The organism is Mesorhizobium sp. M0166, from assembly GCF_040322255.1.
In the GTDB taxonomy this organism is placed as follows: Bacteria; Pseudomonadota; Alphaproteobacteria; order Rhizobiales; family Rhizobiaceae; genus Mesorhizobium.
In genome coordinates, this window is the sequence record NZ_JAMYTD010000001.1 from 450881 (window position 1) to 461005 (window position 10125).

Below are 10125 nucleotides of genomic sequence, written 5' to 3' on the forward strand. Positions count from 1 at the left end.
CGAGACAACTAACTGTCATGGGCAAGTAGCGGCTCAACGGCTCCAGAAGAAAGCGGCCCCCCGACGCTCGTTCAATATTCGAGACCGCATTTGGCAAGTCTTTCAACGTCCGGGTACGCCCTGCTGCTTCGACCGCTCCTTTTGTCTTGCGGATTCAGGAATTCGAGCTTTTCGGTTGTTTCCGATCATCCATTTGGGAAACGACCGATGCCGGCAAGCAAGGTTCTATGGGGCCAGATCCTCACCGCCTTCCTGATCGTCGTCGCGACAACATGGGGGGCGACACAGTGGACGGCAGCGCGGCTCGGCTTTCAAAGCCAACTCGGTCCGCCGTGGTTTGAACTGGCTGGACAGCCCATCTATCCGCCGCCTGCCTTTTTCTGGTGGTGGTTTTTCTACGATGCCTACGCGCCGAAGGTCTTCCTTGAGGGCGCGGCGATTGCGGCGAGCGGAAGCCTGATGGCTATCGTCGCAGCGATCGGGATGTCGCTGTGGCGGGCGCGCGAGGCAAAGGACACCACGACCTACGGCTCGGCGCGTTGGGCGACGCGAGACGAAATCAAGGCCGCCGGGATGATTGGTCAGGATGGGGTGGTGCTGGGTATGTTGGGCCGACACTATCTGCGCCACGACGGTCCGGAACACGTGCTATGTTTTGCACCGACCCGAAGCGGCAAAGGCGTCGGCCTGGTCGTGCCGTCACTGTTGACTTGGCCGGGTTCGGCAATCGTCCACGACATCAAAGGCGAAAACTGGGAATTGACGGCCGGATGGCGGGCCCGTTTCGGCCAGGTGCTTCTGTTCGACCCGACCAATGCTGGATCCGCAGCCTACAATCCGCTGCTGGAGGTGCGACGGGGCGAGTGGGAAGTTCGAGATGTGCAGAACGTGGCGGATGTCCTGGTCGACCCGGAAGGCAGATTGGAACGCCGCAACCACTGGGAGAAGACCAGCCATGCGCTGCTGGTCGGCGCCATACTGCACGTGCTCTATGCGGAGAAAGACAAAACCCTCGCCGGCGTGGCGAACTTCCTTTCCGATCCAGAGCGGCCAATTGAGACAACGCTGCGCGCCATGATGCTGACGCGGCATTTGGGTGATGCAGGCCCGCATCCCGTCGTTGCGTCGGCTGCTCGGGAACTGCTTAACAAGTCCGAGAACGAGCGTTCCGGCGTGCTCTCGACGGCCATGAGTTTTCTGGGCCTCTACCGCGATCCAGTTGTGGCCAAGGTGACGTCATGCTGTGACTGGCGGATCGCAGACCTTGTCGAGGAGGCACGGCCGACGACGCTTTATCTGGTCGTGCCGCCATCGGACATCAGTCGCACAAAGCCGCTGATCCGACTTGTGCTTAACCAGATCGGCCGCAGGCTCACCGAAGATCTTCACGCGAAGGATCACCGGCAGCGTCTTTTGATGCTGCTGGACGAGTTTCCCGCGCTTGGCAGGCTCGATTTCTTCGAAAGCGCGCTGGCCTTCATGGCCGGCTACGGCATCAAGTCGTTCCTGATCGCACAATCGCTCAATCAGATCGAAAAGGCCTACGGACCGAACAATTCTGTCCTCGACAATTGTCATGTGCGGGTGAGCTTCGCCACCAACGACGAGAGGACAGCCAAGCGCGTCTCAGACTCTCTGGGGACCGCGACCGAGTTGCGCGCCATGAAAAACTATGCGGGGCACAGATTGTCGCCCTGGCTCGGGCATCTGATGGTGTCGCGGCAGGAAACGGCGCGTGCACTGATGACGCCGGGCGAGATCATGCAGCTGCCGCCGACCGATGCGATCATCATGGTCTCGGGCCAGTTCCCAATCCGTGCGAAGAAGGCACGCTACTTTGCCGACCCGCGTCTTGCCGGGCGTGTCTTGCCGCCACCAAGGACCGGAGGGACAACGCAAAACGCTCGCTCAGACGACTGGACCGACACGACACTTTTTGCTGACCTGAAAGGGAAATCTCGCGAGCTGAGGCATGCCAGAGATCAGCAGGACGAGGATCCGGCCAATGGCGGCATTCGCCGCCAGCCCGAGCTCCCCGAACACGAAAACATCGCGCCGGAGCGAACCCAACGGCGCGACGATGAGTTCGATCTCGACCGTGACGAGCCCGACGATGACGCCCTGCGTCGTGGCAGTGTCGATCAGGCTATGAGGCGCGCTGCACGACAGGCCGCCCTTGACTCCAATGATGGCATTGAGCTTTGAGCGCATGAAGAACGCCAAGAAAAGACGTCTGTCTGCCTATCTCGACCCTGACGTAATGAGGGCACTGGCAGATTACGCTGGGCGACGCGAGGTCTCGCTGTCACTGGTCGCCGAGGCTGCGCTCGCGTCTTTCCTGTCGCCGGACGCCGAAGAACGAAAGCAAGCGGCGATAACTCGCCGCCTCGATCAGATCGATCGACGCGTGCAGCGGGTCGAGCGTGACGTCGGAATTGCTATTGAAACGCTAGCATTGTTCGTCCGGTTTTGGCTCAACTCGACTCCAGCCTTGCCGGAATCGGCGCAAGCGGAGGCGCGCGCCAAGGGCTTGCAGCGCTACGACAATTTCGTTGATGCGCTCGGTCGCCGGCTCAGCAAGGGACCAAGGCTCAGGCAGGAGATAGCCGACGATGTCCCGCCAGCGCCGCCGGCAACTGGATGAGCTGCCGGGCACGACAGGCGCTTCAACAGCCCGACTCCCGGTGCCCGGTTGCGGAGCTACTTTGCGCAGCTGATACCCATCAGAACACCTCTCATCGGAGCGGCGGGCCTCGGCATTCGTCTCCACAGTCGATCTCGGCTAGGCATGTGCCTTCCCAGATTGGAGTTGTTTCGACTGCGCATGCTGGGTTGAATTCGAGCCTGTTCCCCGGGGAACAGGTTCTTGCCCGTGCCGTAGCCAAGATTGCAGATGAAGCTGCCGGCGGCACGGCATCGCAGCCGAAAACCGGAGATCGGGCCTTTCCTTCGGCGCAATAGCTTTGAAACAAATCCTGCCGGCACGCGTTCCAGCAGAGCGGGCGGGTTGCCGGAGGACCCAATGCCCGACGACTACAATGACATCGTCATCCCCCAAGACCACGATGCATCGCCACTTCGGGAGGAGGAGTATTTCGTCGTCTGCCCGGCGTGTGGCCAGGCGTTCGATATCAGGTGTATGGCAGAGGCGCTTCATCACAACGAGCTGGGCCACGAGCCCTACGACCTCGACTCGTAGTCGGCAGTTACTGACGGTTGTCGACGAACGCCGAGCCTGATCGAGACGTAAGTTCTCGCTCAGCTGGCCGGCGACGTCTGGTCGTCTTACAACGAATCCCTGTCGCGAGGCCGGAGCTTCGCCGGCTCGCTATGTCGTGACAGATACCTTGCGGGCTTTCAGCGGCAACTTGGGTGCCGTTGCGATTGTTGTCGATGCGACCGCGGCCGTCACCGACCGGGTTATCAACCCAGGCGATGGCGCCCACTCTACCGCAACCATGTCGCCCAGTCCCGTCACGACGCTCCGAAGCAGACCTATTGCCGGCATCGGGGGCCCGGAGCCCATCGCGGTTGAACTTGCCGAGCAGCGACCATGCGCTCGTTACAGAGCCCTGTTTCAAGTAATCCGAAGACACCAGGGACGCACTAGCTGCACTTGTGCCCTAGCCGTTGAGCTTCCATTGATCCATTCATCCGCCCCACATCCGGCTGGACCGCGCCGCACCCTTGGGCTGTTCAAAGGCGTGGGCATCTTCCCTACGCCGACACCGGCTGCTGTCTCGCAGGAGCATCAACCCGCTGAAATCCGGTGGTGCTTTCTCAGCCGAGTGATCGCCGACTTGTCGACCGTGATCACCCCGCCACAGTCAATCCGCACAGTGAGTTTGTTCGCCCCGCGATCGACGCGGGTGACGTCCCCAACAAGAACCACTCGGTCGCCGGCCCGGACTTTCGGTGGCGGATCAATCGTATAAGGATGGTCATACGAAGGAATGCTCACCCTGGCGCGCCCGCTGGGGAGAATCGCGATGACGATACCTGCCAGCGCAACCTCATCGCCGACCTCAAATTCGCGGGGCATGTTAACGTGCAGCATGGTCTTCCTCCCGATGCTTTCCTAATTCACGCTTTGCTAAATTAATGCCCGGCCAACCAGGTTGGTTGCTTGCAATCGACTTCGTACGGTTCCGCACAATTCCAAGCTGGTAGGCGCTCCCGTTGGCCTTGAATCGGCCTTGGTGCGTCAAATTCTGCAGAAATGGTTTGACATAGGTCGATGGCTTTACCTGCCGCGCGGGTTATTGAACCCGGATCATCGATGCGGGGTGTCGTGCGCGTACGCGCAGGTCAAGTTCGTCGGGAATTTCAAGGCCAGCGAAGTCATCATCCAGCAATGTTCAGCCAGGCCGTATGTTGTTCGCAATGTTTGCACATGGAAGCCTCCGATCGCGGTGAGATTTCAATACCAAGGGCAACCCGGCAGACGCCGGAAGCGGCAAGCCCGAAAGGCTAGAACGAGGACACAAGCCTTGCCCTTCTTCGCGCCAGGCTTCGAGCTTTTTGGCGAGCGACCCTGAGCTCGGGCAGCGTCGGTTGCCACCAGCCTCGCTGCCGTTCCGTTAACCCGGCAGCACGCCGAGCGGGCCATGTCTTAATCAATTCAGCCAACGTCGCCGGACGCCATCTGCCCCAGACATGGTCGATGTTCGTCTCGATCAAATGCGGATAGAACGCCGCTAACTCCGAGGCGTCGACGAGTTCACCCGAAATCTCGGTGAAGACCACGATGCCGTATTGCTGCGTTGCCACGGCACGGCCAAGCCGGGGCAAATCGTTAGGGGGCAGTGGATAGCGACGTCGCCTGCGTTCGGCATAGCGCAATCTGGCGGCTTTATATTCCTCGGAGTCTTTGGACGCTTCCCGTCGCCGTTTCCTCTCCTCCGGTTCTGCGCGGCGGGCGGCCCTTTCGATGCTTGGCCAATGGCGCCTCAACTCCTCGTAGGAGCGGAAAGGCACCCTCCAGGCCCGCAGTTCGTCGTCCCAGCTCGCCCACGGGACGGATCGCAGTTCGTCGAGAACCGTCCGCGAATATGGGGTGCGAATGCGCAGGTCGTCGGCGACTTCCAGATACCGGCTCGACAGGGGATCGAAGGCGAAGGCGTCCCGTCCTTTGATGTCATCATGTGCTACTCGTAGATCCGCCTCTTGTGCCAGCCAGCGCTGGATGCGCCGCGCTGCAGTCTTTCCCGGCACGAACCAGCTTCTCCGCTCGTCACTCCACCTGGCGCGCGGGAATGTCTGTCGAAACCGCTCAACCGCGGCGCGATCGTATGGAAAGCGCGCTTCGGCACCAGGAACTGTCCGCGGTGCAGCAGGGGCGTCGGATTTTTCCATCAGGTTGCGAAGCACAGCACTGCTCGCAAACAACGCGGTGCAGCTCATTTGGGTCCCAAGAACACCAGAAGGTATGGTCAGAGCCGCAAGGGGAAGCTGATGGCGCGATCGGTGAAACTGCTCAACGCGCTAACGTGGCGAAACCTTCACCGCGCCGGACCGTTTATATCGATCCAGGAGAGGTCCATTCATGCCCAGACGAGATGCAAAAAACCCCAGACGGCCAGCGAGCCCTCGTTCGCGTCCCCTGAAAGGCGAGGAGACGGAAGTGAACCACATCGTCGAAACGCAAAGTATATCGCCAGCCCAGGCGCGGGAGCTGGTGCGGCGCCACGGAAACGATTGGCGTAAGATCGATGAAGCTGCGAAGTCTTTTAAGGATGACAGCTAAGCACTTCCAAGGCCGGGGAAGGGAGCTTTGTCACGGCAATCCGCGGGCAATCGGGCGGATCGGCTTGAGGTTGACGAAGGCCCACCATCGAACCTCAACATAAAGGACGTCGTCAACTGCCGATCACTGCATACGAATTGTTTGCCTCCAGGAATTAAAGACGCCGGACGAAAAGTTCCTATGATCCCGGCAACCGCCTCACGGGCAAGAAGACATCCGCTCCCGCCCCGGTAGCGAGCGAACCCGGCGGAGCTCACCTCATACGCAGGCCAAGCGCAAGTTCGGCCCGGTGGCACAACTTCGCGCTTCCACCAGTGAAGGATCGCCGTCGCTCACTTGCCAACGGGTCTCGGCGCCGACGCGCCACAAACGGAGTTCGAGGCGATTTTTGCCCAGGCGCAAGTCGTTCAAAGTGAGTTCCTCTATCCAGTCGGGCAGCCTTGGATCGATGTACAGCTTGCCATTTGGAGCGTCGGGCTGGAAGCCCATGATCGCTTGCAGAAGCGAAAAACAGGATCCGGCCGCCCATGCCTGCGGAACGTTCGCTCCCTTATACTGCACGGGGAAAGTCGTGGGCGTTCGCGGCAATCCGGCGAACAGCTCGGGCATTCGATGTTGCATGAAGTAGATTGCGGCGCTGCTCACGTCGCGAGAGAGGCGGCAGGCTTCCGCGAAAAAGCCATAGCGCCGGAAGCCGAGCGCGATCAGCCCGTTGTCATGCGGCCATACAGAGCCGCGTTGATAGGAATGTGGATTGTAGGCCGGGTGATCGGCCGAAAGCGTCCGAATCCCCCAACCGCTCCACATATCCGGCATCATCAGCCTATGCACCACCCTGACGGCTCGTTCGGGTGGGACTATTCCCGACCAAAGACAGTGACCGGGGTTGGAAGCGACGCTCAGCACCGGCTTCTTGTCGCCATCCAACGCGAACGCGTAGAAGCCGGATGCCTCGTCCCAGAAGACCTCGTTGAATCGGTCGAACAAGCTCTTGGCTTTGGCGCGTAGCTGCCCGGCACGATCGCCATCGCCTGTGGCATCGAAGATTTCAGCCATGCGCTGCCAAGCGTCATAGACATAGCCTTGCAATTCGCAAAGCGCCTTGGGTCCCTTCACCAGGGTGCCGTCGGGATAAACCAAGGCGTCACCGGCGTCTTTCCAGCTCTGGTTCTCGTACCCCGCAGCCGAGCGGGTTTCGTATTCCTGGAAACCGTCGCCGTCACGGTCCCCATACCGGTCAATCCAATCCAGGCACTTCTCGGCCGTTGCCATGTGTCGCTCGAGAAGGCTGGCGTCACCGGTGCATCGCCAAGTGTTGTGGAGCACGATCAGATACAAAGGCGTGGCATCGGCCGTGCCGTAATAGGGCGTATGGGGGATCAAATTGAAATGGGCGAGTTCGCCGGTGCGAAGCTCATGCATTATCTTCCCCGGTTCCGCATCGCGGTAGTCGTCTCGTTCGGTGGCCTGAAATCGCCCTAAAACGTCCAAGGCGCCGCGCGAAAAATCTGGGTAGACCAGGGCATTCTGAAGTGAGACTATCAGGCTGTCGCGCCCGAACAGGCTTATGAACCAGGGTAGTCCGGCGGCCGGCACGTATTCTAGTTCGTCCGTACCTTCGATCGGCAGCCGCAGCGCGGCCATGTCTTCGACCGCCTGATGGTAGAAGCGATGAAATTCGTCATTGGAACAGTTGAACTTCAATGCGCTGCCTTGCCATCCCGCGAGGCGTTTTGCGGCCTTCGACTCGAGGCATTTGTCAATGCAGGCTCGCGGTGCCCGATAGATTGTCTCGCCATTGCCAAAGTCGTAGAGAAGACAAGCATGCCATGTCGCGCCCGGTTCGAGCTCGATGTCGAAGCTGATCCGGCCATTGGCATAGACGGGCTTTGTGGCCGTCCGGCGGACCTTGACAATGACGTCTCGCTTGAAGTCCCGATTCACGTACGAGGTACGAAGGCTCGCCGCTCTGGACGACCATTCCGTGGTAATACGTCCGCGACGGATGATTGCGTCGGCCTTGACTTCGAAAAGATCGGCAAAGTCGCTGCGCATGGCAACTTCCAAATTGAACCGCACTGGCTTTTGCCCGTGGTTTACGAGTTCAAAATCCTCATGCAGCCCACCATCCAAGGCGCGGCCGATTACCAGCCCAAGGCTGCCTGCTGGCACATGGTTCGTTTCGGTCGCGAACGCCTGATTGACCAGATAGATCTTGGCGGCGAAGTAGGCGATGTTTCCGGAACTGAGGAGGTCCCATGGTTGCCCATTGGCAAAGATCTGCCAGCTGGATATCAGGCGTGTGTCAGACGCATACAACCCGTTATACGTGGGCCAGGCGATCTGGCCATCCGGTTCGGTGACAAGGAAGCTGCGTCCCTGGTTAATCGCCAGACGTGGCGGTCCGACTGTGATCTCTAGCGTCATTGGTTCAACCGTCACCCGATCGATCAGCATCCACGGGAACAGATTGAACGGCCAGTGTCGGCCGCCGCCGCGATCGTCGGCTACGAGACCTGACGTCTGCCTTGAACGCCTGGCCCCAGATCCACCAGCCGGTCATCAATGAGCTCGAACAATCTGACCGCTTCGAGCACATAGCCGCGAACAGGGGCCGACAAACCCGCCCCCTCCAGCAGAACTGCCAAGCCCGTCCCGGCGAGCACATCCTCCAGCCGCACCAGAAGCACGCGTGGCGAGCCTGACCTCATCCATCACCAGCAGCTCGGCGAAAGTATGAGCCCACGGCCGTTGCGCACGTCTGCTGTTCGCCACCAGGATCGAGCCGGCGGTCTGCCATCCGCCAACGCGCGGGCCGGAGAAAGATGGATACTTTCTGGCGAGGCCCGGCGACGCAGCAATCTGGTTGCGACGGCACGCGTCCATCCGGAGTTGTCCTCGACCGTCTTTCATCAAAATAGTCGCCGGCTTCAGGTGCTTGCGGGCGCCAACCTTCGAAGTGTCTTCCGCTCAAACTGGTGTATTCTCGGCGACTGTCAACAAGCAGAACGGCTGGGTGCGCAACGCATTTTGCCCACATAAGATGAGGGTCAGCCCAAAGCCGCGCGCTCCCGAGGGGTGAGCAGAGAGGGGTTCCAGCACGTCGACACGCGCCGCAGGGGCGACGGCCCCACACTGGTTGCATCCTCCATGGTGCAAACGACCGCTGCGGTTCTGAAAACCATGCCAGTCCGATATCGCCCACCGAGGCTAGACCCAAAGGCGTGAAGTCGCGCGACCCAGAATGATGGACACCACATTGGCAGCACCATCTGCACCAGACTGTTCGAATACTGCGGCACCTCAGGGACCAGGTGGCGTGCGATGAACCTTCGGGGCCTGCGCAGGCAGCCGCGGCGGCGCGGAGCGCGCTCGACGGCGCATGCTCTCATCGCGATCGAACGCAAGTGTGGCTGTTCCGGTGTTCGTGAGTGCTCGGTAGAGTGCCACATAATCGCTGCACATGCGCTCGACCGTGAACCGATTTTCGAACGTCTGCCGCACTCGTGCGCGATCGAGGCTGTCTATGCGCCGGAGCGCGCCCACAGCTTCCTCCACCGTATCCGCGATCCACCCGGACACACCGTCATCGATGATCTCCGGGACGGCGCCACGCCGGAACGCAACCACCGGCGTACCGCAGGCCATTGCTTCGATCGTTACGAGCCCGAAGGGTTCCGGCCAGTCGATTGGAAACAAAAGCGCTATCGCATTGCCCAGAAAATCCGCCTTTTGCCGCTCATCGATCTCGCCAATGAACTCCACGTTCGAATGCCGCAGCACTTGCGGCTCGACCCTTTCCTTCCAGAACGACTGGTCCACCTTGTCGATCTTGGCGGCGATTTTCAGAGGAAACCCGGCCCGCGCTGCTATTTCTATGGCCGCTTCCGGCCCCTTTTCCGGCGAGATGCGACCGAGAAACGCAAGATAGCCAGAGGTGTTCGGGTGGAATGGCAGAAGATCGCGGGGCAGGCCATGATGCACGGTTCCAACCCAATTGACGGGCGGCATGGGCCGGCGCTGGTCGAAGGAAATCGAGACCAGGGGAACGTCGTCGAACATTGCATAAAGCTGCGCCAGATCGGGCAGGTCGAGCCTGCCGTGAAGCGTGGTAACCGTTCGACTGGCAAAATCCCGAATTATGGGGAAGTGCAGAACATCGACGTGGAAATGTAAAACGTCGAATTCATCGGCTCGCCGGCGCACCCGTTCAAGCATCATGACGTGGTGCGGACCACCGTCCTGGACCCTGGGGTTCAGGCGCAGCGCGACGTCGCAACACGGCACCAGCTCAGCTGAGGTACGAGAATCGGCGCTGGCGAACAGCGTCACCTCGTGGCCCTGTCGGACAAGTTCTTCGGTCAGATACGAAACAATTC

Annotated in this window: 9 protein-coding genes; 4 read left to right on the forward strand and 5 right to left on the reverse strand. The window is 60.4% G+C overall.

Translation table 11 applies throughout. The features are described from left to right. Positions 1 to 207 precede the first annotated feature (207 nt). From NKJ46_RS02245 to NKJ46_RS02255, 3 genes are all read left to right on the forward strand, one after another. A complete protein-coding gene (locus NKJ46_RS02245; RefSeq protein ID WP_352661265.1) occupies positions 208 to 2205 on the forward strand; it encodes a conjugal transfer protein TraG in 1998 nt (665 codons plus the stop codon). Further along, positions 2189 to 2644, forward strand: coding sequence for a CopG family transcriptional regulator (locus tag NKJ46_RS02250; RefSeq protein ID WP_352661268.1), 456 nt, complete (start codon positions 2189 to 2191; stop codon positions 2642 to 2644). The genes NKJ46_RS02245 and NKJ46_RS02250 overlap by 17 nt, the downstream gene beginning before the upstream one ends. A 378-nt stretch (positions 2645 to 3022) precedes the next feature. Continuing rightward, positions 3023 to 3199, forward strand: coding sequence for a hypothetical protein (locus NKJ46_RS02255; protein WP_352493559.1), 177 nt, complete (start codon positions 3023 to 3025; stop codon positions 3197 to 3199). A gap of 552 nt (positions 3200 to 3751) precedes the next feature. Here the strand turns inward: NKJ46_RS02255 and NKJ46_RS02260 are convergent. Together NKJ46_RS02260 and NKJ46_RS02265 are read right to left on the reverse strand one after the other, a co-directional pair. Beyond that, on the reverse strand, positions 3752 to 4057 hold the full coding sequence (locus tag NKJ46_RS02260; RefSeq protein ID WP_352661271.1) for a hypothetical protein: 306 nt from the start codon (positions 4055 to 4057) through the stop codon (positions 3752 to 3754). A 413-nt stretch (positions 4058 to 4470) separates the two neighbouring features. Further along, positions 4471 to 5355 (reverse strand): hypothetical protein, encoded by an 885-nt coding sequence (locus NKJ46_RS02265; protein ID WP_352661362.1) that lies wholly within the window; start codon positions 5353 to 5355, stop codon positions 4471 to 4473. Positions 5356 to 5623: 268 nt separating this feature from the next. Between NKJ46_RS02265 and NKJ46_RS02270 the strand changes: the two genes are divergently transcribed. Next, positions 5624 to 5746 carry a hypothetical protein gene (locus NKJ46_RS02270; protein ID WP_352493557.1) on the forward strand — a complete coding sequence of 41 codons (123 nt, stop codon included), beginning with the start codon at positions 5624 to 5626 and terminating at the stop codon, positions 5744 to 5746. Between the two features lie 258 nt (positions 5747 to 6004). On the opposite strand, the gene NKJ46_RS02275 is transcribed toward NKJ46_RS02270, so the two are convergent. The 3 genes from NKJ46_RS02275 to NKJ46_RS02285 form a co-directional block, all read right to left on the reverse strand. Next, positions 6005 to 8203, reverse strand: a complete 2199-nt coding sequence (locus NKJ46_RS02275; RefSeq protein ID WP_352661274.1) for an amylo-alpha-1,6-glucosidase — start codon at positions 8201 to 8203, stop codon at positions 6005 to 6007. Between the two features lie 50 nt (positions 8204 to 8253). Further along, entirely contained in the window at positions 8254 to 8436 is a 183-nt protein-coding gene (locus NKJ46_RS02280) for a hypothetical protein (RefSeq protein ID WP_352661277.1), read from the reverse strand. Positions 8437 to 9049: 613 nt separating this feature from the next. Further along, complete coding sequence (locus tag NKJ46_RS02285) at positions 9050 to 10123, reverse strand: glycosyltransferase family 4 protein (RefSeq protein ID WP_502903349.1); 1074 nt, start codon at positions 10121 to 10123, stop codon at positions 9050 to 9052. Positions 10124 to 10125: the final 2 nt, after the last annotated feature.